Raw genomic sequence first — 25,682 nt, 5'->3', positions numbered from 1 at the left:
AATGTGACGGTATTGCCATTTTTGCGAAACGGCCTTTGATCCACATCAAGGGAATAGTTCACAGACCGTGTTCGTTAGATTTGGTTCAAGGCGTGGCATTTTGACCAAAGCTGGTCCATGGACGCCGAACGGGCCTATGACTATGATCCGCGCGCAAATTGGGAAGCACAGATGAACTATCAGCGGTTCTTCGAGGAAGCGATCGACCAGCTCCATGCGGAGCGCCGCTACCGGGTATTCGCCGACCTGGAACGCATCGCGGGCAAGTTTCCGCGTGCGATCTGGCGCGCCAATGGCCGCGCCCAGGAAATCACCGTCTGGTGCTCGAACGATTATCTCGGCATGGGGCAGCATCCCGATGTCATCGCCGCAATGCAGGCCGCAGCCGGCGGCATGGGCACGGGTGCAGGCGGCACGCGCAACATTTCCGGTACCAACCACCCGCTGGTCGAGCTTGAGCTCGAACTCGCCGAACTGCACGGTAAGGAGGCTGGGCTGGTCTTCACCTCGGGCTTTGTTTCCAATGAGGCTGGCATCTCGACCATCGCGCGACTGCTGCCGAACTGCCTGATCCTGTCCGACGAACTCAACCATGCCTCGATGATCGAAGGCATCCGCCGCTCGGGTGCCGAGAAGAAGATCTTCCGCCACAACGACGTGGCACACCTGGAAAGCCTGCTGCAGAGTGCCGGGCGTGAACGAGCCAAGCTGATCGTGTTCGAGAGCGTCTACTCCATGGACGGCGACATCGCGCCGATCAAGGCGATCGCCGACCTCGCCGACAAGTACAACGCCATGACCTATATCGACGAGGTCCATGCTGTCGGCATGTATGGCCCGCATGGTGGCGGCATCACCGAGCAGGAAGGCCTGGTCGACCGCATCGACATCATCGAAGGCACGCTCGCCAAGGCGTTCGGCACGCTGGGCGGCTACATCACCGGCCCACGCGCCGTCATCGACGCGGTGCGCTCCTACGCACCCGGCTTTATCTTCACCACGGCACTGCCGCCGGCAATCGCTGCCGCGACCACGACCTCGATCCGCCATCTCAAGGCCTCGCAGGTCGAGCGCGACGGCCAGAAGCGCCAGGCCGACCGCACCAAGCGGGTGCTGGCCGACGCAGGCCTGCCGGTGATGAATTCCGCCACGCATATCGTGCCGGTGCTCGTCGGCGAGCCCGAGCTCTGCAAGATGGCGAGCGACCGCCTGCTCGGCGTGCACGGCATCTACATCCAGCCTATCAACTATCCGACCGTGCCGCGCGGTACCGAGCGGCTGCGCATCACACCGACGCCGTTCCATGACGACGCGCTGATCGACGGCCTGCGCGACGCGCTGGTCGAGACCTGGGATGCGCTCGGCATTCCCTACGGCTCCGCCGGCCGTCCGGCCGTCACCGAAAGCGAGCGCATCATCCCGCTGCTGGTGCCGAAGTCCGGCGGCTGAGCCGCCGGGGCAATTCCAGGAAAACGCGTGCAGCGATCTGCCGCCGGAGCGATGAACGGTTCTGGCGGTCCGGATGAACTGCTTCAGTTGCCGCCAGCGTAACTCCTGTTCGCCGCATTCTGTATGAGGGCGATGGCAAGCGGCGGCAGAAGGAAGCCAGCCACCGCCAGCCAGGGCAACGACACCAAGGTCGCCTCCCCCTTGTCGCGTGCACGATCGTTGAGAAGATCGCCAAGCGTCACCAGCAGAATTGGCAGCCCGAACGGCGCAAGGATCGCAACCAGCGTGGCAGCACGCGGTGTGAGCAGCCGTTGCGAAGCCTGTGCGCCCGCCAGCTCGCCATGGATGTGGTAAACCCAGTAGGCGAGATAGATCACAGCACCTACCGCGGTACAGAACAGCAGAAACGAAAGGATCAGGGCGAGCAGGCCGGCATTGCCGAATGTCGGCACCTGCAGGAAACGGGCGGCAAGTCCCATCAGCAGAAACAGGATCGGCGGTGCCAGCAGGATGGCGGCGACCATGACGGGCGATCGCCGGCGCGGCGGCAGCGGCTCGTGACGATGGCGTGGCGTTTCACCGAAGTCGAGAGGCCGAGCCGGCAGCAGAACCAGCGCTGCCAGGATCATGCAGCCCAGCAGGAGCCAGACGATCAACAAACCGTCTCGATCGAACGCATACAACAGTCCCGTGGCCATTGGGGCAAAGCGCGACACCAGTATGGTCGCCGACATCAGGATGACAACGCAGGCGAAATCGAGTTTTCCCGGCCGCCCACTTACCAGAATGATCGCGACCGCGAGAGGGAGAGCCGCCCGAACCGTTCCCACCACCAATCCAAACAGAAACAGCAACGCGGGCGATCCCCAGGCGACAGGCATCACCAGAAATCCGGCCGTGGCAAGGCCGCAGACGAGGATGGACAAGATCAGGGCCGTCCTGCCCCGGCTCATCGCCGCGATAAGCGCCACCAGGGCACCGACAATCAAGCCGAGGGTGGATCCTATGAAGAATATTCCCACGCCCTGAGGGTCGATTCCGGCTCGCTGCAAGGCCATGGGAAAGAACGTGCTCAGCCCTTCCCCGCCAAAGGCCACGAGAAGCGAGGCAAAAAAGAGTGCCCAATAGCGGTATGTGCTCAGAAAATCCGCCATCGTAAAGCCGGACTTCGCTGAGGCGATAGAGGTGTCGCTCATTGCGTATGAGTCCTTTTTCCAAGGGTTGGCCACCTTCCGGCGACCGGACTTTCGAAGCCGATTTGTTGCTGTTAGGATAACGTCGCAGAAATTCGTAACAGGAAGTTACACACTCTTGCCCGACGACGGCGACAGTACAAGCGACGGTCGACACCGAAGGCAGCTGGTTCCGCGATGCGGAACCAGCTGCCTCTCTCATCATCCACTTCGCTTTGTTTCGACCTCCGGTGATCCCACCGGAGGCTTTCTGCGTTCACGCAACAACCTCTAGGACCAACAATGGAACTCCTCGCGGATCCAGCCATCTGGACCGGCCTCATCACCCTTATCGTCCTCGAAATCGTCCTCGGCATCGACAACCTCGTCTTCATCGCGATCCTGGCCGACAAGCTGCCACCGCATCAGCGCAACAGGGCGCGGGTGATCGGCCTTACGCTGGCGTTGCTGATGCGCATCGCCTTGCTGTTCTCGATCTCCTGGATCGTCACGCTGACGCAGCCGCTGGTCTCGATCGCGACCTTCTCCTTCTCGGGTCGTGACATCATCCTCATCCTCGGCGGCGTGTTCCTCATCGCCAAGGGCACGCTGGAGCTGCACGAACGCCTGGAGGGCGGCCACAAGCCGAAACAGGGCCGGATCGTCCAGGCCGTCTTCTGGCAGGTCATTGTCCAGATCGTCGTGCTCGACGCCGTGTTCTCGCTGGACAGCGTCATCACCGCCGTCGGCATGGTCGACGAACTGTGGGTGATGATCGCGGCCGTCTGCGTGGCCATGGCCGTCATGATCGCCGCCTCCAGACCGCTGATGGCGTTCGTCTCGCGGCATCCGACCGTGGTCATCCTCTGTCTCGGCTTCCTATTGATGATCGGCTTCAGCCTCGTGGTCGAAGGTTTCGGCTTCCACATCCCGAAGGGCTATCTTTATGCCGCGATCGGCTTCTCGGTGCTGATCGAGGCGGCCAACCAGCTCGGCCGCCGCAATCGCGAAAAGATCATCAGCACCGGCGACCTGCGCGAACGGACCTCCGAGGCCGTGCTCCGGCTGCTTGGCGGCCGTGTCGGCGAACAGCCGCTGGGCGCGATCGTCGACGTCATAGCCGAGCAGAGCAGGCAGGGCGACCTGTTCAAACCCGAAGAGACGGAGATGATCCGCGGCGTGCTCGGCCTTGGCGAACGCCCTGTCTCCTCGATCATGTCGCCCCGCAACGAGCTGGAATGGCTGAACCTGAACGAAGACGCCGAGACCTTGCGAGCGGCCATTCGCAGGCTCACGCACGGCCGCGTCATCCTCGCCCGCGACAGCGTCGAGGATTTTGTCGGCGTGGCTGTCGCCAGGGATCTTTCCAACGCTTTGCTGGATGGCGAAATGATCGACTGGGCCCGCATGACCCGACAGCCGCTCATCGTGCACGAAACCACCGACGTGCTCACCGTGATGGAGCAGTTGCGCCGTTCGCCGGTGCAGATGGCCATGGTCGTCGACGAGCACGGATCGCTCGAAGGCATAGCGACCCCGACCGACATACTGGAAGCCATCGCCGGCGAGTTTCCCGACATGGACGAAGAAGCTGCCGCGCTGGAACGCCAGGAGGACGGCTCGTGGCTGGCCGACGGCTTCATCGATGTCCGCCAGCTCAGCAGCACCATCGAGCATGACCTCGTCGACGACGCGAACCGCTACGCCACGCTCGCCGGCTATATCCTGACCGAACTCGGCTACCTGCCGAAGGAAGGTGAGGCGCTCGACGCGGACGGCTTGCGCTTCGAGGTCATTTCGCTCGACAAGCGCCGTATCGGCAAGGTGCGCATCAGCGAAAGGGTCGGCGCGCAGGAACGGGAATGATGCCGTTGCTGGAGGTTTGGTCCACATCGGCCCTTCCTTGCCCGGGATCGATATCCTAGGTTGCCTTCAGGCCCCTTGAACGGAATGCGGAATGCCACCTCACATCAACGACGACCGGTACAGGCGCCTGCGGCTGCTGATCCCACTTGCTGTGGCGCTGGGCAGTCACCTCACGCTGATCGGTGCGGCACAGGCGGGAGAAAGCGTCACCGTTCCCCGCTACCAGCCTGAGATCGGCACCGTACACACCTATCGCATCCAGAAGACGACTGAGAGCGATATGTCGCTGTGGTTCGACAAGCCGGAAGCAACCTCGATGGTGATGCGCGGCGACTTCCGCCAGCAGACGGCAGTGCTGTCACGCGACGACAAGGGGATGCGGATGCGCTGGATGCTCTCGGCCGAACTTCCTCCCGCATCGCTCAGCGGGGCGGATTCCTTCGCGATGAATCCCCAATATGCGAATTCACTTGCAGCCTATGGCGTACAACAGCTGGAGCTGGAGACGGATCTCACGGGCTATCCCACAGCTCTGGTCGGATCCGACCAGATCATCGCCCATATGGCGAGCCTCGTCGCAACTTCGGGAGCTGGTGGTGCCACTGTGCCGACCGACAGCGTAGCCAGCCAGATGCTTCAGGCCGTCAAGGACAATCCGCTAAGGGTTGTCGACGTCTTGATCCCCGAGGTCATCACTCTCAGCCTGGGACAAGCCTCGCAGGAGGGCACCACCGAGATCGGCAGCGCGTGGACCGTGAAAGGCGACGAAAGCGTCGGCGACGCGATCGTTCCCGCGACATCGGACTGGAAATTCGAATCCGCCGACAGTGTCAGGCGCACCGCGACCTTCAGCATGAAGCAGAGTTTCGATGCGGCGGCCCTGCAGTCGGCCGTAAATGCGCGGGTCGAAAAGATGATCGCGGGGTTCGGCGAGCGCGCCAGCCAGCTGACCGACGAACAGATGGCAAGGGTACGAAGCTCCCAGAAATCCCGGGACCTGACGCTCGTCGTCTCGCTGCAGGACGGTTCGACCGTAGAAGCGCTTGACAGCGTGATGGTGAACACCGCCGGCACGAAGCTCACAATCGTCACGCATATCTGGCGCGACGACCAACTGCCTGCCCTGCCCGAACCGCCGGCGTGGAAAGCGAAGACAGTCTCGGCGCAGAGCGTCAGTCCGCTGGGACAGATCACAACGCCGCCTTCCGACCTGAAGGAATTCAGTGGCGAGGCCAAGTCCCACGCACCGGCAAAGCAACAAGCGGCGACAGAGCCACCGAAAGCCATTGCCCCGATCTCACTCAAAATCGCAAAGGCCGGAACCACCAGGGACCCGCTTTATGGCGAAACCGTCGTGAGTGTCGTGCTGACCCCAGAAAGCACCAAGGTCTTCGGCGATTTCACACGCGCCGCAATCGGTCAAAAGACACAGCTTCTGGTCGGGGAGAAAGTGATCCTCGAGCCGATCGTTCGCGAACCCATCCTTCAGGGCATGATCACGATCAACGGCTTCGATGCAGCGACAGCCAAGAGCCTCGCCGAGCAGCTGTCGGCGCCAGACGCAAAGATTGTCGTGCGCCTGTCGCCTTGACTTGTCCGTCTTCGATCAGATGCTGCGCATCCAGCCGTGGTCGTCCTTGACGGTGCCGCGCTGCACGCCGACCAGTTTGGCGCGCAGCTGCGAGGTGACCTCGCCGTCGCCGCTGTTGCCGATCGAGAACGAGCCTTCGCGGAACTTCACCGTACCGATGCCGGCGATGACGGCGGCGGTGCCGCAGGCGAAAGCCTCGCGCAGCTTGCCGCTCTTGGCATCGGCCTGCCACTCGTCGAAGCCGTAGAGGCGCTCCTCGACAGTGTAGCCGGCTTCCGCCGCGAGCTTCATGATCGACGCCCGGGTAATGCCGGGCAGGATGGTGCCGAGCGGCGGGGTGACGATGCGCTTGTCGTCCATGACGAAGAAGACGTTCATGCCGCCGAGTTCCTCGATCCAGCGGCGCTCGGCTGCATCGAGGAAGACGACCTGGTCACAGCCGTTGCGAGCGGCTTCGGCCTGGGCGACCAGGCTGCCGGCATAGTTGCCACCACATTTGGCCGCGCCGGTACCGCCGGGGGCCGCGCGGGTGTAGTCATCCGACACCCAGACGCTCACTGCCTTGTAGCCGCCCTTGAAATAGGCGCCGACCGGTGATGCGATGACGCAGAAGATGTATTCGGTGGCCGGGCGTACGCCGAGGAAGGCTTCGCTGGCGAACATGAAGGGGCGCAGATACAGGCTGCCATCGCCTTCCGGCACCCAGGCGGCGTCGGTGCGCACCAGCGTCTCGACCGCTTCAATGAACAGGTCTTCCGGGATCGAGGGCATCGCCATGCGTTCGGCCGAAAGGTTGAGGCGGCGCGCATTCTCTTCCGGGCGGAAGAGTGCCAGCCCGTCCGGGGTGCGGTAGGCCTTCATGCCTTCGAAGATTTCCTGGGCGTAGTGCAGCACGGCTGCAGCCGGGTCGATGGAAAAGGGAGCGCGGGCGCGAACCTGTGCATCGTGCCAGCCGCGATCGACGCTCCAGGTGATCGTGACCATGTGGTCGGAGAACACCTTGCCGAAGCCGGGATTTGCCATCAGCGCGGCGCGCGCCTCCGGCGACGTCGGCGAGGCATGCGGGATCAGTTCAATGCGCGGCTTTGCAGTCGTCTGGGCGGTCATCTGGCGTACTTTCCTCAAGCCGTCCGTCGGGAGCGGCAAATATCGCCTTCACAGAGGCACGTAATAATATTGCTCGTAACAATCTTGCGCGAAATTACAAGCGCCGCGTCCAGTCCGCGATGCGGGTTGCGGCTTCTTCAAGCTGATCCAGGCGGCGCAGGAAGCACAATCTGAGGAACTTCTCGCCCCCCGCCCCGAAGGCGGTTCCGGGCGCCAAGCCGACATTGGCATGGTCGACGATGTCGAAGGCGGCAGCGCGGGAATCGCTCAGGCCATCGACGGAGAAAAACAGGTAGAAGGCGCCGGCCGGCACCGCGAAACGCACCTTGCCGGTCTGCGCGAGGATGCCGCAGACAAGATCCCGCGCCTGGCGTGCATGGGCAACCTGCCGGGCGACGAAGGCGTCACCTTCGTCAAGAGCGGCTACCGCGCCGCGCTGCATGAACTGCGCCACGCCCGAGGTCGAATACTGGATCAGGTTCTCGAACACCTGCTGCAGCGAAGGATGCGTCTTGATCCAGCCGACGCGCCAGCCGGTCATCGACCAGTTCTTTGAGAAGCTGTTGACGAACAGTATCCGGTCGTCGTCGCGCATGACATCGATGAAGGATGGCGCACGGCCGCCGTCATAGTGGAACAGCGCATAGATCTCGTCGGCGATGACCCAGAGGCCCCTGGCACGCGCTAGCTCCAGGATCGACTGCAAGGTCTCGCGGTCCGCCGTCCAGCCGGTCGGATTCGACGGCGTGTTGACGAAGATCGCCCGCGTGCGCGGCGTGATTGCCGCCGCGATCTTTTCGACATCGCAGGACCAGCCATTGTCGGTAAGGTCAAGCACGACCGGCACTGGGATGGCGCCGCTGATACCGGCGGCCGCGGCAAAATTCGGCCATGCCGGCGACAGGTAGATCACCTCGTCACCCTTGCCGGCAACGGCATCGATCGCGAGCTGGATGGCATGCATGCCCGAGCCGGTGAGGATGAACTCCTCGGATGCGAAGCTCCTGCCGAAATGACGCTCGTAGTAGCGGGCAAGCGCCTGCCGCACTTCCGGGATACCCTTCTGCCAGGTGTAGAAGGTCTCGCCGCCGACAAGCGCATGGCTGGCGGCATTCGCGATGAAATCAGGCGTCGGCTGGTCGCCCTCGCCGGCCCATAGCGGGATCATGCCATCGCGGCCGCGGCCGTGGTTCATGACGGCAACAATGCCGCTTTCAGGCGCAGCACGTGCTTCGGCGCGCAGGGTTTCGACCAGATCCATACGAAAATCCATCCTTTTCAGCCCGGAGTGCTAGCGCGTTTCCCAAGGCCCGAAAACAGCAAAACCCGGCCGCAAGCGACCGGGTTCTTGGTCCAGAGGACAGAAAAGCTACTTCTTGGCGAGCAGGTCGCGGATTTCGGTGAGCAGCGCGACATCGGCGGGCGGCGCGGCCGGAGCGGCAGCTGGCTTTTCCTTCTCAAGACGCCGGCGCATGTTGTTCACCGCCTTGACCATCAGGAAGATGATCCAAGCCAGGATCAGGAAGTTGAGCACCACTGTGATGAAAGAACCATAGGCGAAGACGGCGCCCTGCTTCTTGGCTTCGGCCAGCGTCGTGGCAGTTACGGTCGAGGACAAACCGAAGAAGTAATTGTTGAAATCCAGGCCCCCGAAAATCGCGCCGACGATCGGCATGATGATGTCGTTGACCAGCGAGTCGACGATCTTGCTGAAGGCGGCGCCGATGATGACACCGACCGCCAGATCCATGACATTGCCTTTGGAGATGAACTCCTGAAATTCTTTCAGCATTTTGTCCTCCTTTTTCGTGGCGCCGCGCCACGACCCTCGGCAACCGGCCTCAATGCCGATTCGCAGGAACAATAACAAAAACACATCACAGCACGAGCAAAAACGAAACGCAGGGTTGCGATGCCCATATGACGGATCGCACCCAAGGTCGTAATGGACACATCAACGAAGCTGTGATTGCCTCGAAAAGGGCAATCAGCCAGGGAGGAACATCCGGCGTGCAGGGCTGGTTCATCGTCATCATAGCGCTTGCCTATGTGACGCTGCTGTTCGCGGTGGCCAGCATCGGCGACCGGCGCGCCGCCGTGAGCGGCCCGGGTCGGCCGCGGCCGCTGATCTTTGCCCTCAGCCTTGCCATCTACTGCACCTCCTGGACCTTCTTCGGTTCGGTCGGACTGTCGTCCGAGCGCGGCTGGGAGTTCCTCGGCATCTATATCGGCCCAGTGCTCCTGTTCATGTTCGGCTATCCGCTGCTGTCGCGCATCGTGCGGCTGGCCAAGGCCGAGAAGATCACCTCGGTGGCCGATTTCCTGGGCGCCCGCTACGGCAAGAGCTTCACCGTGGCTGCGATCGCCACGCTGATCGCCACCATCGGCGCGGTGCCTTATATCGCGCTGCAGTTGAAGGCGATCTCCGGCTCGGTCAGCCTCATGGTCGAGCACTATTCCGGTTCGCCGCCCTCCTTCGACCCCTTCGTTTCCGACATCTCGCTGATCGTGGCGATGCTGCTGGCGGTCTTCGCCGTGCTGTTCGGCACGCGCCACGCCGACGCCACCGAACATCAGGACGGGCTGGTGCTGGCGGTAGCGGTGGAATCGGTGGTGAAACTCGCAGCTTTCGTGGCCATCGGCCTGCTCGTCACCTTCCTGGTCTTCGGCGGACCCGGCGACATGTTCGACAAGCTCGGTGCCAATGCCCAGGTGCAGCAGGCGATGACCTACCGGACGTCGCTTGCCACCTGGCTGGTGCTGACGGGCCTGAGCGCCTTCGCCATCGTGATGCTGCCGCGCCAGTTCTACGTGATGATCGTGGAGAACCGCAGCCTGCGCGAACTGCGCACCGCGACCTGGGTGTTTCCGCTCTACCTCATCGCCATCAACCTGTTCGTGCTGCCGATCGCGCTGGCCGGATTGACCGTCGTCGGCGACCGCACCTCGAGCGATCTCTATGTCCTGTCGCTGCCGCTGCTCGGCGGCCATGACGCCCTGGCGATGGCCGCCTTCATCGGCGGGCTTTCGGCGGCCACGGCGATGGTCATCGTCGAGAGCGTGGCGCTCGCCATCATGATCTCCAACGACCTCGTCATCCCACTGTTCGTGCGCCGTGTCCTGAAGAACAGCGCGTCGGAAAACGAGGACTGGTCGACACTGATCCTCAACGTACGGCGCGGCTCGATCTTCATCGTGCTGTTCATCGCCTTCCTCTACTACCGCGCCTCGACCGACAGCGCCCGCCTCTCCTCGATCGGCCTGATGTCGTTCGCGGCGATCGCACAGTTTGCGCCGGCGCTGATCGGCGGGCTGATCTGGCGCCGTGCCAATGGGCGGGGTGCCGCGCTCGGCATGATGGCCGGCATCGCGATCTGGGCTTACACGCTGCTGTTTCCCTCGCTCGCAGCGCCCGACAATTTCATCGTCGTCAACGGCCTGCTCGGCATCGAGGCGCTCAGGCCGCAGGCGCTGTTCGGCACGGTTGCCGAACCGCTCAACCACGGTGTCATGTGGAGCCTGTCGATCAACGCGCTGTTCTTCCTGCTGGGGTCGCTGTCGCGTGTCTCGGTACCGCTGGAGCGCATCCAGGCGGCGATCTTCGTGCCGCGCGACGCCAGCCCGATGCCCAGCCTGCGCCGCTTCCGTACCGCCACGACGGTCAACGATCTCAAGGACACGATCGGTCGCTATCTCGGCGTCGAGCGTACCGAACGGTCGTTCCAGAGCTTCGAGCGCGACAATGGCATCCCGCTCCACGGCAACGAGCAAGCCAGCATGGAGGTGATCCGCTTTTCCGAGCAGTTGCTGGCGAGCGCCGTCGGTTCATCCTCGGCACGGCTGGTGCTGTCGCTTCTGTTCCGTCGCAACGACCGTGAATCCAGGGATGCGTTCCGACTGCTCGATGACGCCACCGAAGCGCTGCAGCACAACAGAGACCTGCTGCAGATCGCACTCGACCAGATGGAGCAAGGCATCACGGTGTTCGACCGCGACTTCCGGCTGATCTGCTGGAACCGGCAATACCGCGCCTTGTTCGACCTGCCGGACGACATGGGTCAGGTCGGCGTGTCGCTCGACCAGATCCTGCGCCATCTCGCCGATCGCGGCGACATCTCGCCGGATACGCGGCTGACCGTGCTCGACCGGCTGGCCGGTTTCGCCGGCCCATGGCAACTCGAATTGAAGAATAGCGGCCGTATCGTGGAACTGCGCTCCAATCCGATGCCGGATGGAGGACTTGTCGCCACCTATGCAGACATCTCGGCGCGTGTGGAATCCGACCTTGCGCTGAAGCGCGCCAATGAATCGCTGGAGCAGCGGGTCAAAAGCCGCACCGCCGAGCTCACCCGCGTCAATGAGGAGCTGGCGCAGGCGCAGATGCTGGCCGAGGAAGCCAATCTCGGCAAGACACGCTTCCTGGCTGCCGCCGGCCACGACATCCTGCAACCGCTCAACGCCGCCCGGCTCTACTGTGCATCGCTGATCGAAAAAGCCGGCAAGGGTGTCGCCGGGCAAGCGGCGATCAACATCGAATCCTCGCTGGAATCAGTCGAAACCATCCTCGGCGCCGTGCTCGACATCTCGCGGCTCGATGCGGGTGCGATGAAACCGGAAGAGACGACATTCCGGCTAGACGGCCTGCTTCGCCAGATCGGCACCGACTTCAAGCCGCTCGCCGCCGAAAAGCAGCTGAAGCTGACCATCGTGCCGTCATCGCTGTCGGTGACCACCGACCGCAACCTGTTGCGCCGGCTGATCCAGAACCTGGTCTCCAACGCCATCAAATATACCCGCAAGGGCCAGATTCTCGTCGGCGTACGGCGGCGCGGGGAACTGGCCGAAGTGCAGGTGATCGACACCGGCATCGGCATCGCCGGCGACAAGCTGAACACGGTGTTCCGCGAGTTCACCCGGCTGGACGAAGGCGCACGCGAGGCGCAGGGCCTCGGCCTCGGCCTTTCCATCGTCGACCGCATCGCCCGCGTGCTGCGGCTCGAGATCAGGCTGTTCTCGAACCAGGGCAAGGGCACCCGTTTCTCGATCGTGCTGCCGGTGGCGGAAACTGCCGCGGCGGCGCCGGAGATCAAACCACGCACGATCACCCGTGCCGGCTCAACGCTCTCCGGCCTGACGGTCGCCTGCGTCGACAATGACTCCCGCATCCTGGAAGGCATGCGGCTGTTGATTGAAGGCTGGGGCTGTACCGTTGCGACCTTCTCCGGCTCCGCCGATTTCCAGGCGCGAGCGGAAAGCGCACCGCAGCCCGACCTCATCCTCGCCGACTACCATCTCGATGGAGAAACCGGGCTGGAGGTCATCATCCGGCTGCGCCGTCACTACCGCGACGCCATACCGGCGGTGCTGGTGACGGCGGACAGGTCGGGCGAAGTGCGCACGGCGGCGGCCGAACTCGATGTTCCGGTCATCAACAAGCCGGTGAAGCCGGCGGCGCTGCGCACCATGATGGCGCGCGTGAAGCCGCTGGCACCGGCAGCGGAATAATCGATCGGTCAGCCGCTCCCCTGCAGTGGATCGGTGCCGATCTTCGACAGCTGGATCACTGCCTGCGTGCGGCTGTCGACGTCGAGCTTCTGCAGGATCGCCGAGACATGCGCCTTGATCGTGGCTTCGGAGACACCGAGCTCATAGGCGATCTGCTTGTTGAGAAGGCCCGCGCCCAGCATGCCGAGCACCCGCGTCTGCTGCGGGGTCAGCGTCTGCAGGCGTTTGATGAGATCTGAGATTTCAGGGTCGCGCTCGACGCCGAGGTCGATGCCGGCAGGGGCGGAGATATCACCGGCAAGCACGGCTTTCACCGCTTCGCGGATCTCCTCCATGCTGGCTGACTTGGAGATGAAACCGGAAGCGCCAAGCTCCAGTGCCCGGCGGATTGTGACCGGGTCGTCATGCGCCGAGACCACGACCATCGGCACCGACGGATGGATGCCACGCAAGGCCACCAGTCCCGAAAGACCGCTGGCACCCGGCATCGACAGATCGAGCAGCAGGAGATCGATATCCTCATTGGCGGTGACCAGCGCCTTGACGCTGTCGAAGTCGCCGGCCTCGTGAATGGCGCCAACGTCGCCGACGCCGGCAAGCGCTGCCTTGAGGGCACCGCGAAACAGTGGGTGATCGTCAGCGATGACGAAGCTGTAGCCTGCCGGCAAATGGTCCTCCCCGATCCCAGAGCGGAACGTGATCGAGATGAATTCCGCCCTGTCTCCTTGCTTCGGAGCATGATCCCGACACGTCTGCAGCGTCTCGGGATCATGCTCCGGTCCTCTTCCCGCAGGATCAAGCGGACCGGATTATGCGGTCACGGCCGGCGTTTTCAAGCGGCAAAGACCACGGTGGCAGTTTTCCAACAGGCATGGCTGTCGCAAATGGCGTAATAGTCCACTCGCCGCCACAGGTCCTGGCTGGACAGGACTGAGCGCCGGGGAACAGAATGATCCTGGACGGAATGGTTGAAACCCCGCGGCTGACGATCCGCCCGTTCGTCCTCTCGGACGCGGCCATCCTGGTGGCTGTCTTCTCCGACCCGGACGTCGCGCGCCATGTCGGGGACGGCGAACCGCTGTCGCTTGAGGCTGCGAGACTGTGGGTGACCAGGTCCGGCGAGAACCTGAAGCGCCACGGCTACGGAACAGGTGCGGTGATCGCCCGCTCGAGCGGGCAACTGATCGGCTGGGCCGGATTTGCTCGACCCAGGGACGGGCCCGAGCAGATCATCTGCGGGCTGACTGTCGCGAACTGGGGACAAGGCCTCGGCAACGAGATCGTCAAGGCGCTGCTCGGCGTCGCCGACGGGCGCGGCATCGCAACCGTCCTGGCAACGGTCGACCGCGCCAATGCGAAATCGATTCGCCTGCTGCAGAAACTCGGCTTCCGCCTTCGCGAGCGCGACCATGGCGGCGACCCGGACGTGCACCTCTACGAACGTGCCCTGACCGATTAGATCAGGTCTTCTGCAGGTTCGGCTTGGCCGGATCGGTTTCCTTGTCCATGTCCTTGACGATGCCCATGAAGCCGCGCACGAAACGCTCCATGTAACCCATCGTCTTGTTGAATTCCTCTTCGGACGGCAGCTTGGATTCCAGCCGCGCCGTCAGCGAATTCTCGAGCTTGGTCACACGCTCCTCCAGCGCCTTGACCGTACCCTGAAGCCGGTCGATGTCGTCCTGGAAAGCGGTGCGTTCGTCGGCGGCGACACGGCAAACCAGCTGGCCGTCGCGCTCGTTGCAGATCGACATAGCGCCGGTCTGCGTGTCCATGCGCACATAACCGTCATTGGTTTTTTCCAGCTTGTAGCGGCTGGCATCCTCGGCGAGCGCAGGAGCCGCCAGCAGTCCGGCCAATGCGGCGGGAACGATCAGCCTTTCGAAACGCATGGTGTTCTCCTTCAGCCGTTTTGCGCAGTGTGGTCGCGCTTTGCGCCAGAATTGCGGAAGCGTGCGGTTCGCACTTTCCCGGTCGCCACAATCGGACTATAGCGCTGCCATGTCACGATTTGTCTACAAGATCGCGCCGCAGTCGCTGTGGCAGGAAGCCGAAGCCCTAGGCCGTTTCACTGGAGCCCCGATCGACCTGACCGACGGCTATATCCACTTCTCGACCGGCGCCCAGGTCAGGGAAACCGCGGCCCGCTATTTCGCCGGCCTGGACGACCTCGTGCTGGTGGCGCTCGATGAAGCCAAGCTCGGGCCGGCGCTGAAATACGAGGTTTCGCGGGGTGGCGACCTGTTCCCGCATCTCTATGCCGAATTCACGCTCGACGTGGTCGCCTGGGTCAAGCCGCTGCCGCTCGGCGCCGACGGCAACCATGTCTTCCCGCCGCTGGAGGCAGAATGAGCCTGATCGACCGCATCGGCCAGCAGGTCCTGTTCAGCTTCGATCCCGAAACAGCGCACGGACTGTCGATCACCGCCCTGCGCTGCGGCATGCCCGTAGCTTCGCGCGCTCCACGTGATTCCCGTCTCGAGGTCAGCCTGTGCGGCCTCGATTTCCCGAACCCGCTCGGCATGGCGGCAGGCTACGACAAGAATGCCGAGGTGCCGGACGCGCTGCTCGGTCTCGGCTTCGGCTTTGCCGAGGTCGGTACGGTGACGCCACTGCCGCAGGCAGGCAATCCGAAACCGCGTATCTTCCGCCTCACCCGCGACGAGGCGGTGATCAACCGGCTGGGCTTCAACAATGAGGGCCATGACGCCGCCGAGAAACGCCTGCTGGCGCGCAAGGGCCGGAGCGGCATTGTCGGCGTCAACATCGGCGCCAACAAGGACAGCACCGACCGCAGCGGCGACTATGAAAAAGGTGTCGCGCGTTTCGCGCCGCTGGCGTCCTATCTCACCGTCAACATCTCCTCGCCCAACACGCCGGGCCTGCGCAACATGCAGGCGCGCGAGCAACTCGGTGAACTGCTGTCGCGCGTCATGGCGGCACGGGCCAAGGCGGCGAAGCAGCCGCCGGTGTTCCTGAAGATCGCGCCCGACCTGGTCGAGGCCGAGCTCGAGGACATCGCCGCCGAAGTCACCGACAAGGCGTTGGACGGCATCATCGTCTCCAACACGACGATTTCGCGTCCGCCACTGAAAAGTGCTGCCCATGCCGGCGAGACCGGTGGGCTTTCCGGCAAGCCGCTGTTCGAACGCTCGACGGCGGTTCTGGCCAGGATGCGCAGGCTGCTCGGTCCAGACCGTGCCATAATAGGCGTCGGCGGCATCGATTCCACGGAAACCGCGCTGGAAAAGATCCGCGCCGGCGCCGACCTCGTCCAGCTCTACACCGGCATGATCTATGCCGGCCCGTCCTTGCCGGGACGCATCGTCACCGGCATGCTGCGGGTGGTGGAGAAGGATGGTCTCAAATCCATCCGCGATTTGCGCGACACAAGGCTCGCCGAGTGGCTGAAGAAGGGATTAGGGGAATAGGGCATTAAGGCAGTGGCGCGCAAATAGCTGGGACGAAAACCCCTACTGCCTTCCTAGAACGCCTCGCGCACCCGCCGCTGCATGATCGAGAACAGGCTGAAGCCGCGCACCAGCAGGAAGACGTGCAGCGAGGCCCACAGGCCGTGATTGCCGAAGGCCGGCGCCAGTGTCAGCAATGCAGCCAGGAAGACGAAGAACGACACCAGCATCATGTTGCGCATGTCGCGCGACCAGGTTGCGCCGATGAAGACGCCATCCATCTGGAAGGCAAGCACGCCGCTGATTGCCGTGAACGCCGCCCAGGGCAGATAGGTGTCGGCAACGTCGCGCACCGCATCCGAGGTGGTGACGACGCCGACAAGCGCCGCGCCACCGAACAGAAGCACCAGGGTTGCCGTACCGGCCAGCCCGTAGCCCCACCACAGCGTCAGGCGCACGGCGCGGCGGAACGAGCTTTCGGCACGGGCGCCGATGGCGCGGCCGGCGAGCTGCTCCGCCGCGGTGGCGAAACCGTCGAGGAAATAGCCCGCGATCAGGAAGAAGTTCATCAGGACGGCATTGGCGGCCAGCGTGACCGTGCCGAACTGTGCGCCCTGGCGGGTGAACAGGGCAAACGCGGCCAGCAGCGAAAAGGAACGGATCATGATGTCGCGATTGAGCGACATCATGTGCTTGTAAGCAGTCCAGTCGAGGATGCGGGCCAGAGGCACGCGCTCGCTGCGTGCAAAGCGCCTCATGACGATCGCCAGCCCGAGCAGCATGGCACAGAATTCGCCGATCACCGTTGCCCAGGCGACGCCTGATACGCCCCAGTTCAGCTCGAGGCCGAGCACGATGCACAAGGCGATGTTGATGCCGTTGAGCACGATCTGCAGGAACAGGCCGAGATTGCCCTCGCCGCGCCCGAGCACGTAGCCGAGGATGGCATAGTTGACGAGCGAAAAGGGGGCCGCCAGCAGGCGGATGCGGACATAGGTGTCCATTGCCTCGCTGACACGCGCCTCGGCGCCCATGAACTTCTGGCCGAGCAGCGACACCATCGGGGCCAGCGCCGCCAGGATGACGCCGGCGACGATGGCGACCAGCACCGCGCGCCAGAACACCGCCTGTTCCTCGGCGCTATCGCCACGCCCGAAGGCCTGGGCGACCAGCCCGGTGGTGCCGGAACGCAGGAAATTGAACGTGGTGAAGACGACATCGAACGCCAGCGCGCCGGCGGCAAGCCCGCCGAGCAGCGCCGCATCCCCAAACTGGCCGACGACAGCGGTATCGACCAGGCCGAGCAGCGGCGTGGTGAGATAGGCAAGCGTCATCGGCACCGCGATGGCAAGCACCGAGCGGTTGGTGACGGAGAACGGCCGGCCCGCGACCGCTGACGACGCCTGATCCAGCTTGCTCTCCCGGAGATGTCTTGAACGTGGCATCGATGTGGCCCAATTTCACCCTGCCATGCAACTGACAATCAGCCCGGGCAATCGAATTGCCGCCCTGGCGCCATCAGGTCCCGAGTACCCGCTTGCCCCTGCAGATCGCCCACCATCCCGACTATGACGCCGGTTTCGCCGTCAACCACCGGTTCCCGATGCGCAAGTATCCGCTTCTGATGCAGGCGTTGATCGCGCGCGGACTGGCGGAGGCGCTGCATCAGCCGGAACCGGCAGCGCCGCAATGGCTGAAGCTTGCGCATGACACGGCCTATGTCGACCAGGTCATCGACTGCGCCGTGCCAGCCAGGATCGAGCGCGAGATCGGCTTTCCGGTCGGTCCGCGGGTGTCGCTGCGCGCGCAGCTCGCGGCAGCCGGAACGGTGCTGGCGGCCAGGCTGGCGCTTGAATACGGCATCGCCTGCAACGCCGCCGGCGGCAGCCATCATGCCAGGCGAACGCAGGGCGCGGGCTTCTGCACCTTCAACGACGTTGCCGTCGCCGCGCTGGCGCTGATCGAGGAAGGCCATGTCGGCAATGTGCTGGTGGTCGATCTCGACGTGCACCAGGGGGACGGCACCGCCGACATCCTGCGCGACGAGCAGCGCGTCTTCACCTTCTCCATGCACGGCGAGCGCAACTATCCGGTGCGCAAGATCGCCTCCGACCTCGACATCGGCCTGCCGGACGGCATGGAGGATCAAGCCTATCTGAAACGGCTGGCCGATGAATTGCCGAGATTGTGCGGCCTGCGGCGCTGGGACCTCGTCTTCTACAATGCCGGCGTTGACGTGCATGCCGAGGACCGGCTCGGCCGGCTGTCGCTGAGCGATGCCGGTATCCGCGCCCGCGACCGGCTGGTCATCGAAACCGTCCGATCGCACGGCATGCCGCTGTGCGGGGTTATCGGCGGCGGCTATTCCACCGACGTGCCGACGCTTGTTGGACGCCACGCCATCCTGTTCGAGGAGGCGGCAGCCGTAGCCTGACCGCCGAGTGGCGCGCTATTTGCGATAACTCGCCAGCCTGAGCAGGATGAAGGCCGGGATGACGATGGCCGCGCCGAGCAGGATGTAGCCGACGAAACGGTCGACGGCGCGGAAGCCGAGATTCCACAGATCGACGAAGAAGTCGCGGATGCCGTAGAGCACGTCGAATGGCGACCAGCCGAACGCGCTCATGACGATGCCGACCAGGAACGACACCACCAGCAGCTTCAGAAACACCTTGAACGGCGAATCGCCGAGGAAGCGGGTCAATGCGGACAAAGGCTCTTCTCCTTCGAAGTTCCTCTGCTGAGATACGCGCTCGCGGCGTCTGCTTCAAGTTGCGGCTTTGTCATTGCCGGACAGCCTGAGGCCATGCTAACGAGGCGACGCGCGGGTATGATGTAATGGTAGCCTGTCAGCTTCCCAAGCTGAACGCGCGGGTTCGATTCCCGCTACCCGCTCCAGCTTATGCCGCAAGGGTTTGCGCCTCATTTAGAAAATGCTGAAAACCGGTGGTTTTACAGGCGGTTTTACCGCGACTGTTCCTATTCAGTTCCGCGTGCAGTGTTGCAGGGCAATCATCCGTCGAATGGGTCAAAAGAGAATTCACTTTGCGCGAGTTGGCGAATCTGGTAATCTACTTTCATCTCACGATGACAAGGGATTTTCGATGTCGGATGAGTTTGAAGCGGAACTGCGAGGCGCCTTCCCTGCAAACACGGACGTCGCTGTTATTCGCACCCTCTCCACGGGTGTGTCTCTCGCCGATGATATGCGGCGAAACACGCCATGGCTAATGACTAACATCGGCGACGATCACAGAGGGCTTTTCCGGCGCGCAGCTGCAATGTGGCAGTTTCGCCAAGATTGCATAGCTGGTAATCTTCCATTCCAGGCAGCTGAGGTGCCCAACACAACTGGCAGCTCGCACCTGCTGAACATCAGCTCGTCGAATTTCGATGCGCACATCGTCCGGACCGATTCCGAAGGAGCGTTTCCTCAGGATGCTCCTATCCGCCAGGACAAGAGCTTAAGCAATGAGCCTGACTTGTTCAATGACGGCAAGATCGTCCCACTCCACCAGATAGCTCCAGACAAGTATTATGCCTGGCTTTCATTTAACGCCGATCAGGCCGGCGAGCTCACCCACGTTTGCTGGTGTATGCCGGAAGCGAAGCGGAAGGTGTTCCTTGGCCGCATAAACATTTTGCGCGGTGTAGCTTTCTCGTCTGTCGACCCGCACGTGCCGCCGCCGCCTGATCCAACCGCGTCGCTGAAGTTCAAGCGCGAAATCATCGAACGACTTATGGACGCGAAACCGGACCACAAGAAGCAGCGATAGCAGGTCTGACCATGTCGAAAATTACACACACGGCCTCGGCCACACCGCCGCGGATCGTGCCAGAGAGGATTCGCGAAGCTCGAGAAGCCAGAGGCCATACGGTCGAAATATTCGCTGAAATGCTCGGTGTAACTCGGCAGGCTGTCGGTCAATATGAAACTGGTCAGATAACCCCTTCTGCCGAAGCTCTTTCAAAGATCATAGCTGTGACCGGACAGCCGCCGGCCTTTTTCACTGCATCGCGTGCGCGCGATGTCGGCAATTTTGGATCGCCTTTCTGGCGTGGCCTTAAGCGTATGAACAGGCCGGACCGACTTAGGATAGCCCGCAGGCTCGAGTGGGCGTCGGACATTGTCAGCTATCTTGAGAGTTTCATCGATCTCCCGAAGGTCAACCTGCCAGCGTTTGATTGGGACTGGGAAACTGGGGATGATTATGCGCTGGAGCGCATCGCAGCTGCAGTGCGTGACTTTTGGCAGTTGGGCCGCGGCCCGATCTTTCACATCTCAAAGGTTTTGGAAGCCAACGGGATTGTGATCATAAAAGAGCCTGTCGAATGCGAAGACATGGATGCAGTCTCGCGTTGGCAGGGCGGACGGCCTTTCATTCTGTGCAGTGCGGACAGAGACGAGTTGCCTAGGTTTAACTTTGACCTGGCGCACGAGCTGGGACATGTCTTGCTTCACAATGGCGTCGAGGTTACGTCGGAGAACATCAACAAGATAGAACGTCAAGCTAACTATTTCGCTGGAGCTTTCTTGCTTCCAAGGGAGCTTTTTTCCCGCGAGGTGGTATCGACTTCAATTCATTATTTTCTCAAGCTGAAGGAGCGGTGGCGCGTTTCGGTCGCAGCTATGGTCTATCGCTGCAAGGAGCTTGGTATCCTGTCGCCAACGCAAGTGAGCTACCTCTATAGGCAACTCTCCGCGAAGGGGATGAGGATACAAGAGCCGCTCGACACAGCCTTCAAGACCGAGGAGCCTTCAATCCTCGTTGCTGCGCTGGAGATGCTTATTGAGCATCGCGTCCGGACCAAGGCTGAGATCGTCGACGACCTCAGTTTGAACGCGCATGACATCGAGATGCTGTGCGGGACTGGGCGTGGCTTCTTTGGAGAGAAGTTGGTGCAACTGCGGCTCAGATCAGACAGATACGGCTGATCATCGCTTCGCCTCACTTCCGCACGAAGGTTCCGGTCTTCTGGATCGCATCGCCTACCGATTGGCGCAGGCTTTGACAGGCCCGATCCATGGCCTCCAAGGTCGGCATCGTGAAGTATCCGGTGACAATGTATCTGGATCGGACCACGACATCGGTCTCTGCCATAACCCTCAGGACTTCGATGTCTTCGTCGTCAAACGTTAGCCTGCAGTCGGAAGCCCGGCTGCTGAGCCGATCAGTTCTGGGGCCGAATTTGCTGCTCGCCAATTCGGTGACAGACAGGCCATGTAGGCGAAGGAAGGCTTTCATAAAGAGTTCGACCGCGGGACAATGCAGGAAGTAGATCGGCGTATCTGGATGGGTCGCTCCGATCTTTATCCCTTTCAGGGCTCGCGCGGCCTCATGATAGGAAACGTCGTAGTGGAAGAGGCCGAGCGGGCTGGTGCGCTGGTTCTTCTTGTCTTCCTCAGCGGGTTTTGAAGGGTCTGACACTAGCGCGCCTTGTCCCTCGCCTCGTTGAGCCTGCGGATCTTCTCCTTGATCGCGGCTCCGCGGCCAACGTAGCGGCGGATAATTCGCTCAACGGCCTTCTCCTCCCAGGCCATGATCTCGGCAATCTCTCGCGCTGTGAAACCTGCAAGGTAGAACTTTGTCGCGGCAGTGCCGCGCAAATCGTGGAAGTGCAGATTGTCGCCTTTCGGCCAGGCCTCCTTCTTGGCCGTGTCGAATGCCTTGGTGAGACTGCCCGGCGCCCATGCACCCTTCTTGCTGTGCGTCAGGATGACAGGAGAGCGCTTCGGTATGCGCACGAGCACGTCATGCAACTCCTGGTAAAGCGGGATGATCGCCTCACGGCGACGGCGACCCGGTGATGCAGTCGATCTATATGCAAGCAAAGGCTGTCATCGAAGAGCAATTGCAGCCTTAGAAACGAAAAAAGCCCGCCCGGCCGAAGCTGAGCGGGCAAATGGCGTGCCTAGTCGGCTTTTATTTGTAGCAACGCATGAACGGATAGCACGGCAGGGGCCTAGATGTGCCCGGCTTGACGTGGACTTCTACGACATCATTGGATGCGGACTGCTTGGAAACAGTCGGCTTGGACGGAACGCCAGCTGACGCCATGCTCGTGACCAGGAACATCGCTGAAATCGTAATCAGAATTTTCATCATCGCTACCTCTCCATCAGAGCGCCTGTTACGCGATACCCTTTATGATCGCGAGGTAAGCGGATGGGCATACGGCAGATGCCGTAGATCGACAGTGGATTCGAGAGGTTGGTTAGCAAACCCTGAACGCAGAAAAGCACCCGCCCAGCCGAAGCTGAACGGGGCCATTGCCTGATTGCGCTTGCCAACTGCCAAGTGCGGGTAGCGGCACTATGTGGCGAGATAAAGAGCCTACGGTCACGCATTCACTGGCGGCTTATTCGCAGTTCCAGTCGGGAAGTGCCGGGAGTATTTTCTTCAGAAGCCGTGTAAGGCCTTCTTACCCTCGGTCACCTGCGCCTAGAGTACTTTTCGGCAGCTGCAGCATTATTGGCGACAAACAGGTCATCCCCGGCGCACCGATTTGCCTCGGCAACATAATTTTCAAGGGCACTTTGCCTTGCTGCTCGTATCTTTATGTAGCATTGGGAGTCACCTGCTTTGGCGCACTGAGCCCATATTGGTTTGCTCACAGCCGGAAAATCATTTTCGATCCGAGATCGTAGCTTGGCCTCGCACGTGGCGATACTGTTACCGCCTGTAGCTAAGTTTCCACCGCCTTCATAAGTCATGCATTTGATTGATGAGAAACTCTTGCGAGTGATGGGCTTGGTGCCGTGGACGCTATCGCTGTCCGAATTCGTCGACTTTAGGATCGTTTGATAGGGAGTTCCATCAAGGTACCATTCGACCTTGGAGCAGGCCGACGCCGTGCTGCTCACGGTGATCTCTGCGCTGAAGCTAGGTTTTGAACCGCTCGTGCTGTCGACAGAAATCGAGCCGATGCACTTGCCAACGGGTTTGTCGAAATTGCACTCGGCCGCATTGGCATTCGCCGTCACAAACGCGAATATTGCGAGCACGGAAGCCGACAGCCTGATCATCGTGGTCTCCTTGAATGAAAGAAGCTTCAGCCGCTTCAAAACTGATCAGGCAGAGTGCAGGAACCAGAGACCCATTCGTCGTAATCACACCAGTGGTAGCGCACCCTGTGCGTTGACGGGGCCGCCGACATCTCCTGGGCACCGGTCTTAGCGGCCCGAGAACCCCGTCTCCGATGAGATCGCTCCAGTATTTGATGATCACCGTGTTGCTGCAGTTATTGTAGAATTTGAAAGCGGTGTTCTCCCTCTCGGCATCGACGCATTGCTGTGCAAAGCTCACGCTACAGGGTATGCAGATCGCTAGGATAAATTCCGCGACTTTCAAGCACCGGATGATAGTCATTGGAATGGCCCCCGCCGATCGATAGACGGACTTTACCAACCTCGATTTCAGGCTTCTTCACCCGATTGGGTGCGAGAATTGGCATCGGCGGAAAGTCTGAACCGCCATCTCAGCCGTCGCTGCCCAGCCGATACAGGAAACCCACGAGCTCGCTTTGTTTGTTCACGCCTGTCTTGCTGAATATCGCCTTCAAATGCGATCGAGCGGTCTCGTATTTCATGCCCAGACGATCTGCCACCTCAACCAGCGCGCCACCTTCGGTGAGACCGAGCGCTATCGAAACCTGAGCTTTCGTGAAGCCATATTTCCTTTGGAGAATTTCCTCACGATCCGGCTTGGCTTCGGGCCTGACAATGATCAGTGCAGCTCTACCAGACATGAACATCGGCAGGATGCGATCAGAATCCCGACCAATCTGGCCAGGAGAAACTGGCAGTAGCGTAATTCGGTACTGCTCTCCACGTCTCTCAACAGCAAAGTCTCGCGCGATATGCCTGCCGGGAGCATCGCTACAGATCGAGAAAACGGAACTTAAGAAGGCTTCGTTTTTCGAGATATCGTAGAGATATGCACGTCCCTCCACATCCGTTCGGATCAAGGAACCTTTGGCCAGCATCTCTTGAGCCATCACGTTCGCTGCTATGACCCGGCCTCTCCGATCCAAAACGAGGGCTGCATCGCAAAGAGCCTGTAGGAGCTGTCCTTCCATAAGCTCGGACATCGCCGCCCGTCCCACTAGCCTGTTGGTGTTGATTGCCTTTCGCATCGGCAATGCGATATCGCGAAACACTGCGGAAATACGTTGGTGAGTTCCCTCGCCTTTCTCACTTGCATAGTTTGCGGTGAAGGTTGCAAACTGATCACTTTCATCGATCAGTTTCAGCCCCGTACCACTGTCGCACTCACCTTCCGGCCGAAGCATATCGGCATAATATTCTGATTTTCTGAGATCGGTATTACTCAGATAGTGTTCACTCCACTCAGCCGTCAGGAACCCCATGTTCAGCCATGCCACACGCCAAGGATTAATCATTCCGAAATGGGCGAGATAATCCCGAATGCGCCCTTCGCTCCATCCGGAATAAATGAACGGGATCGGCCTTTTTGAAAGTCGATCAATAGCCTGGAAAGAAATCTTGGCTTCAGGGAAATGGTGTCGAAACGTACTTACCACGTTGTGCCATTGCCCTGGACGAATGCCAGCCTCCTCAATGAGTTCATTGAGTTCGTTGACGATGGTCCTGTGGTCCACGCTCCTCAAACTGCCCACCTAGCCACGCTAGTGACAACATCCGACGTATGGCTACGACATCCTAGAGCATAGTCCCGACAGCTCGATGGAAACACACCCAATTGGGTGAAGCAGGCATCGAATATCTCTTCACGGTTTGATCGGGCGTGCCGCGGGTAACGCTCCTGCTGGCCACGATAGGATCTCACCCGTCGCTCGTAATCTGAGATCGGATAAGTGCCGATCCAGGCACCTCCTGAGAGAGTGAATGTCCGGCTTCGGGATCGACTGCCGCTTCCATCTAAGCGGTCTATGTGGGTGTGAGTGAGTCGCCAACCGGATTTCTCGCTGCTATCCTCCTCGACGCGCTTCGGCGCTATGGTCGGCTGGAAATTGCCTCCTGGTGTTTTAAGAAACACCAGCCGGCCGCACGGTCCCGAAATGCAAGAAGGCCCGTCCAGCTTCGGCTGGACGGGCGATTACAGGTCATGTTGGGGGGATCGCAGGATGGATACTCGCGTGGTTTTGAGTGTGCTGATTATTACATGCTCTTCGACAGAACTGGTTGCGGAAGATTATCCGGACGACCACGATCAAACGTATTCCTGGAGCGACTTTTCACTGAAACCTTGGCGCGTGATTACAAGCTTTTTCACCCGTCCAAACACAACAGTGTCAAATGAGCGCGAGAAGGCTCAGTACACAGCAGATCAACAACGCCAGGCGGCCAAGCAGAACGAAGTGACTAACAATACCTCGAACACTCCTGAAAAGGTCGACACGCACGGCGACAAGGACAGGTCCACGGACAAAGGTACAAAGCTCGGCATAGACGGCGATGGCACATTCGGCGGCTGGCTAGGCGAACATGGGATTCGGTCGTTTATGCCGATGATTTTCCCAAAGCAAACGACACTTGCACAGCCTGAAACCTCTCCGAGTACGACCTCAACGCCAGGATCAGCATCGCGACGATAGCCG

At 61.3% G+C, this 25,682-nt stretch carries 23 protein-coding genes and 1 tRNA gene; 12 read left to right on the top strand and 12 right to left on the bottom strand.

What is annotated here, in order from left to right:
* The first annotated feature begins 171 nt into the window (after positions 1–171).
* A complete protein-coding gene (gene hemA, locus ACFJIU_RS07545) occupies positions 172–1,449 on the top strand; it encodes a 5-aminolevulinate synthase (protein ID WP_379069461.1) in 1,278 nt (425 codons plus the stop codon).
* A gap of 83 nt (positions 1,450–1,532) precedes the next feature.
* On the opposite strand, the gene ACFJIU_RS07540 is transcribed toward hemA, so the two are convergent.
* Entirely contained in the window at positions 1,533–2,645 is a 1,113-nt protein-coding gene (locus ACFJIU_RS07540) for a hypothetical protein (protein WP_379069458.1), read from the bottom strand.
* Between the two features lie 279 nt (positions 2,646–2,924).
* Between ACFJIU_RS07540 and ACFJIU_RS07535 the strand changes: the two genes are divergently transcribed.
* Both ACFJIU_RS07535 and ACFJIU_RS07530 read left to right on the top strand, forming a co-directional pair.
* Entirely contained in the window at positions 2,925–4,487 is a 1,563-nt protein-coding gene (locus tag ACFJIU_RS07535; RefSeq protein WP_379069455.1) for a TerC family protein, read from the top strand.
* 91 nt (positions 4,488–4,578) lie between these two features.
* A complete protein-coding gene (locus ACFJIU_RS07530; protein WP_379069453.1) occupies positions 4,579–6,078 on the top strand; it encodes a hypothetical protein in 1,500 nt (499 codons plus the stop codon).
* 15 nt (positions 6,079–6,093) lie between these two features.
* Here the strand turns inward: ACFJIU_RS07530 and ACFJIU_RS07525 are convergent, their stop codons facing one another.
* The 3 genes from ACFJIU_RS07525 to mscL all read right to left on the bottom strand — a co-directional run bounded on the left by ACFJIU_RS07525 (position 6,094) and on the right by mscL (position 8,977).
* Entirely contained in the window at positions 6,094–7,185 is a 1,092-nt protein-coding gene (locus ACFJIU_RS07525) for a branched-chain amino acid aminotransferase (RefSeq protein WP_379069450.1), read from the bottom strand.
* Positions 7,186–7,279: 94 nt separating this feature from the next.
* Positions 7,280–8,446, bottom strand: a complete 1,167-nt coding sequence (locus ACFJIU_RS07520) for a pyridoxal phosphate-dependent aminotransferase (protein ID WP_379069448.1) — start codon at positions 8,444–8,446, stop codon at positions 7,280–7,282.
* A 108-nt stretch (positions 8,447–8,554) separates the two neighbouring features.
* Positions 8,555–8,977: a large conductance mechanosensitive channel protein MscL gene (gene mscL, locus ACFJIU_RS07515; RefSeq protein WP_379069445.1), complete on the bottom strand. Its 423-nt coding sequence runs from the start codon at positions 8,975–8,977 to the stop codon at positions 8,555–8,557.
* Positions 8,978–9,195: 218 nt separating this feature from the next.
* On the opposite strand from mscL, the gene ACFJIU_RS07510 reads away from it, so the two are divergent.
* Entirely contained in the window at positions 9,196–12,690 is a 3,495-nt protein-coding gene (locus ACFJIU_RS07510) for a NahK/ErcS family hybrid sensor histidine kinase/response regulator (RefSeq protein WP_379072998.1), read from the top strand.
* 8 nt (positions 12,691–12,698) lie between these two features.
* On the opposite strand, the gene ACFJIU_RS07505 is transcribed toward ACFJIU_RS07510, so the two are convergent.
* Positions 12,699–13,358, bottom strand: coding sequence for a response regulator transcription factor (locus tag ACFJIU_RS07505; protein ID WP_379069442.1), 660 nt, complete (start codon positions 13,356–13,358; stop codon positions 12,699–12,701).
* A gap of 281 nt (positions 13,359–13,639) precedes the next feature.
* Between ACFJIU_RS07505 and ACFJIU_RS07500 the strand changes: the two genes are divergently transcribed.
* The gene (locus tag ACFJIU_RS07500; protein WP_379069440.1) at positions 13,640–14,149 is read left to right on the top strand and encodes a GNAT family N-acetyltransferase; all 510 of its coding nucleotides are present in this window, start codon (positions 13,640–13,642) and stop codon (positions 14,147–14,149) included.
* Position 14,150: 1 nt separating this feature from the next.
* On the opposite strand, the gene ACFJIU_RS07495 is transcribed toward ACFJIU_RS07500, so the two are convergent.
* Positions 14,151–14,582: a hypothetical protein gene (locus tag ACFJIU_RS07495; RefSeq protein ID WP_379069438.1), complete on the bottom strand. Its 432-nt coding sequence runs from the start codon at positions 14,580–14,582 to the stop codon at positions 14,151–14,153.
* Between the two features lie 109 nt (positions 14,583–14,691).
* Here ACFJIU_RS07495 and ACFJIU_RS07490 point away from each other — a divergent pair, with 109 nt between their 5' ends.
* Both ACFJIU_RS07490 and ACFJIU_RS07485 read left to right on the top strand, forming a co-directional pair.
* Positions 14,692–15,042: a DUF952 domain-containing protein gene (locus ACFJIU_RS07490; protein WP_379069435.1), complete on the top strand. Its 351-nt coding sequence runs from the start codon at positions 14,692–14,694 to the stop codon at positions 15,040–15,042.
* Positions 15,039–16,121, top strand: a complete 1,083-nt coding sequence (locus ACFJIU_RS07485) for a quinone-dependent dihydroorotate dehydrogenase (protein WP_379069432.1) — start codon at positions 15,039–15,041, stop codon at positions 16,119–16,121. Before ACFJIU_RS07490 ends, ACFJIU_RS07485 begins: the two co-directional genes overlap by 4 nt.
* 53 nt (positions 16,122–16,174) lie before the next feature.
* Here ACFJIU_RS07485 and ACFJIU_RS07480 read toward each other — a convergent pair whose 3' ends face one another.
* A complete protein-coding gene (locus ACFJIU_RS07480; protein WP_379069429.1) occupies positions 16,175–17,545 on the bottom strand; it encodes an MATE family efflux transporter in 1,371 nt (456 codons plus the stop codon).
* A 92-nt stretch (positions 17,546–17,637) separates the two neighbouring features.
* Between ACFJIU_RS07480 and ACFJIU_RS07475 the strand changes: the two genes are divergently transcribed.
* On the top strand, positions 17,638–18,534 hold the full coding sequence (locus tag ACFJIU_RS07475) for a histone deacetylase (RefSeq protein ID WP_379069427.1): 897 nt from the start codon (positions 17,638–17,640) through the stop codon (positions 18,532–18,534).
* Between the two features lie 15 nt (positions 18,535–18,549).
* Here ACFJIU_RS07475 and ACFJIU_RS07470 read toward each other — a convergent pair whose 3' ends face one another.
* Positions 18,550–18,813, bottom strand: coding sequence for a DUF6460 domain-containing protein (locus ACFJIU_RS07470; protein WP_379069424.1), 264 nt, complete (start codon positions 18,811–18,813; stop codon positions 18,550–18,552).
* Positions 18,814–18,924: 111 nt separating this feature from the next.
* Here ACFJIU_RS07470 and ACFJIU_RS07465 point away from each other — a divergent pair.
* From ACFJIU_RS07465 to ACFJIU_RS07455, 3 genes are all read left to right on the top strand, one after another.
* Positions 18,925–18,998 (top strand) — tRNA-Gly (locus ACFJIU_RS07465).
* Between the two features lie 35 nt (positions 18,999–19,033).
* Positions 19,034–19,876, top strand: a complete 843-nt coding sequence (locus tag ACFJIU_RS07460) for a hypothetical protein (RefSeq protein WP_379069421.1) — start codon at positions 19,034–19,036, stop codon at positions 19,874–19,876.
* Between the two features lie 11 nt (positions 19,877–19,887).
* Positions 19,888–21,036: a helix-turn-helix domain-containing protein gene (locus ACFJIU_RS07455; protein ID WP_379069418.1), complete on the top strand. Its 1,149-nt coding sequence runs from the start codon at positions 19,888–19,890 to the stop codon at positions 21,034–21,036.
* A 13-nt stretch (positions 21,037–21,049) separates the two neighbouring features.
* Here the strand turns inward: ACFJIU_RS07455 and ACFJIU_RS07450 are convergent, their stop codons facing one another.
* From ACFJIU_RS07450 to ACFJIU_RS07435, 4 genes are all read right to left on the bottom strand, one after another.
* Positions 21,050–21,529 carry a hypothetical protein gene (locus ACFJIU_RS07450; RefSeq protein ID WP_379069415.1) on the bottom strand — a complete coding sequence of 160 codons (480 nt, stop codon included), beginning with the start codon at positions 21,527–21,529 and terminating at the stop codon, positions 21,050–21,052.
* On the bottom strand, positions 21,529–21,933 hold the full coding sequence (locus ACFJIU_RS07445; RefSeq protein WP_379069412.1) for a tyrosine-type recombinase/integrase: 405 nt from the start codon (positions 21,931–21,933) through the stop codon (positions 21,529–21,531). Before ACFJIU_RS07445 ends, ACFJIU_RS07450 begins: the two co-directional genes overlap by 1 nt.
* A gap of 600 nt (positions 21,934–22,533) precedes the next feature.
* On the bottom strand, positions 22,534–23,127 hold the full coding sequence (locus ACFJIU_RS07440) for a hypothetical protein (protein WP_379069409.1): 594 nt from the start codon (positions 23,125–23,127) through the stop codon (positions 22,534–22,536).
* 452 nt (positions 23,128–23,579) lie between these two features.
* Positions 23,580–24,722 carry a hypothetical protein gene (locus tag ACFJIU_RS07435; RefSeq protein ID WP_379069407.1) on the bottom strand — a complete coding sequence of 381 codons (1,143 nt, stop codon included), beginning with the start codon at positions 24,720–24,722 and terminating at the stop codon, positions 23,580–23,582.
* A gap of 486 nt (positions 24,723–25,208) precedes the next feature.
* Between ACFJIU_RS07435 and ACFJIU_RS07430 the strand changes: the two genes are divergently transcribed.
* Positions 25,209–25,679 carry a hypothetical protein gene (locus ACFJIU_RS07430; protein WP_379069404.1) on the top strand — a complete coding sequence of 157 codons (471 nt, stop codon included), beginning with the start codon at positions 25,209–25,211 and terminating at the stop codon, positions 25,677–25,679.
* Positions 25,680–25,682: the final 3 nt, after the last annotated feature.

The organism is Mesorhizobium sp. UC74_2, assembly GCF_042701485.1.
Classification (GTDB): Bacteria; Pseudomonadota; Alphaproteobacteria; order Rhizobiales; family Rhizobiaceae; genus Mesorhizobium.
Note: the sequence above shows the minus strand (reverse complement) of the source record. Positions and strands in the feature narration are given on the sequence as shown.

What these genes read in the sequence shown, in the direction of transcription:
- hemA (WP_379069461.1), top strand. Translation starts at nt 172, where the DNA reads ATGAACTATCAGCGGTTCTTCGAGGAAGCGATCGACCAGCTCCATGCG.
- ACFJIU_RS07540 (WP_379069458.1), bottom strand. Translation starts at nt 2,645, where the DNA reads ATGAGCGACACCTCTATCGCCTCAGCGAAGTCCGGCTTTACGATGGCG.
- ACFJIU_RS07535 (WP_379069455.1), top strand. Translation starts at nt 2,925, where the DNA reads ATGGAACTCCTCGCGGATCCAGCCATCTGGACCGGCCTCATCACCCTT.
- ACFJIU_RS07530 (WP_379069453.1), top strand. Translation starts at nt 4,579, where the DNA reads ATGCCACCTCACATCAACGACGACCGGTACAGGCGCCTGCGGCTGCTG.
- ACFJIU_RS07525 (WP_379069450.1), bottom strand. Translation starts at nt 7,185, where the DNA reads ATGACCGCCCAGACGACTGCAAAGCCGCGCATTGAACTGATCCCGCAT.
- ACFJIU_RS07520 (WP_379069448.1), bottom strand. Translation starts at nt 8,446, where the DNA reads ATGGATCTGGTCGAAACCCTGCGCGCCGAAGCACGTGCTGCGCCTGAA.
- mscL (WP_379069445.1), bottom strand. Translation starts at nt 8,977, where the DNA reads ATGCTGAAAGAATTTCAGGAGTTCATCTCCAAAGGCAATGTCATGGAT.
- ACFJIU_RS07500 (WP_379069440.1), top strand. Translation starts at nt 13,640, where the DNA reads ATGATCCTGGACGGAATGGTTGAAACCCCGCGGCTGACGATCCGCCCG.
- ACFJIU_RS07495 (WP_379069438.1), bottom strand. Translation starts at nt 14,582, where the DNA reads ATGCGTTTCGAAAGGCTGATCGTTCCCGCCGCATTGGCCGGACTGCTG.
- ACFJIU_RS07490 (WP_379069435.1), top strand. Translation starts at nt 14,692, where the DNA reads ATGTCACGATTTGTCTACAAGATCGCGCCGCAGTCGCTGTGGCAGGAA.
- ACFJIU_RS07485 (WP_379069432.1), top strand. Translation starts at nt 15,039, where the DNA reads ATGAGCCTGATCGACCGCATCGGCCAGCAGGTCCTGTTCAGCTTCGAT.
- ACFJIU_RS07480 (WP_379069429.1), bottom strand. Translation starts at nt 17,545, where the DNA reads ATGCCACGTTCAAGACATCTCCGGGAGAGCAAGCTGGATCAGGCGTCG.
- ACFJIU_RS07460 (WP_379069421.1), top strand. Translation starts at nt 19,034, where the DNA reads ATGCTGAAAACCGGTGGTTTTACAGGCGGTTTTACCGCGACTGTTCCT.
- ACFJIU_RS07455 (WP_379069418.1), top strand. Translation starts at nt 19,888, where the DNA reads ATGTCGAAAATTACACACACGGCCTCGGCCACACCGCCGCGGATCGTG.
- ACFJIU_RS07440 (WP_379069409.1), bottom strand. Translation starts at nt 23,127, where the DNA reads ATGATCAGGCTGTCGGCTTCCGTGCTCGCAATATTCGCGTTTGTGACG.
- ACFJIU_RS07430 (WP_379069404.1), top strand. Translation starts at nt 25,209, where the DNA reads ATGGATACTCGCGTGGTTTTGAGTGTGCTGATTATTACATGCTCTTCG.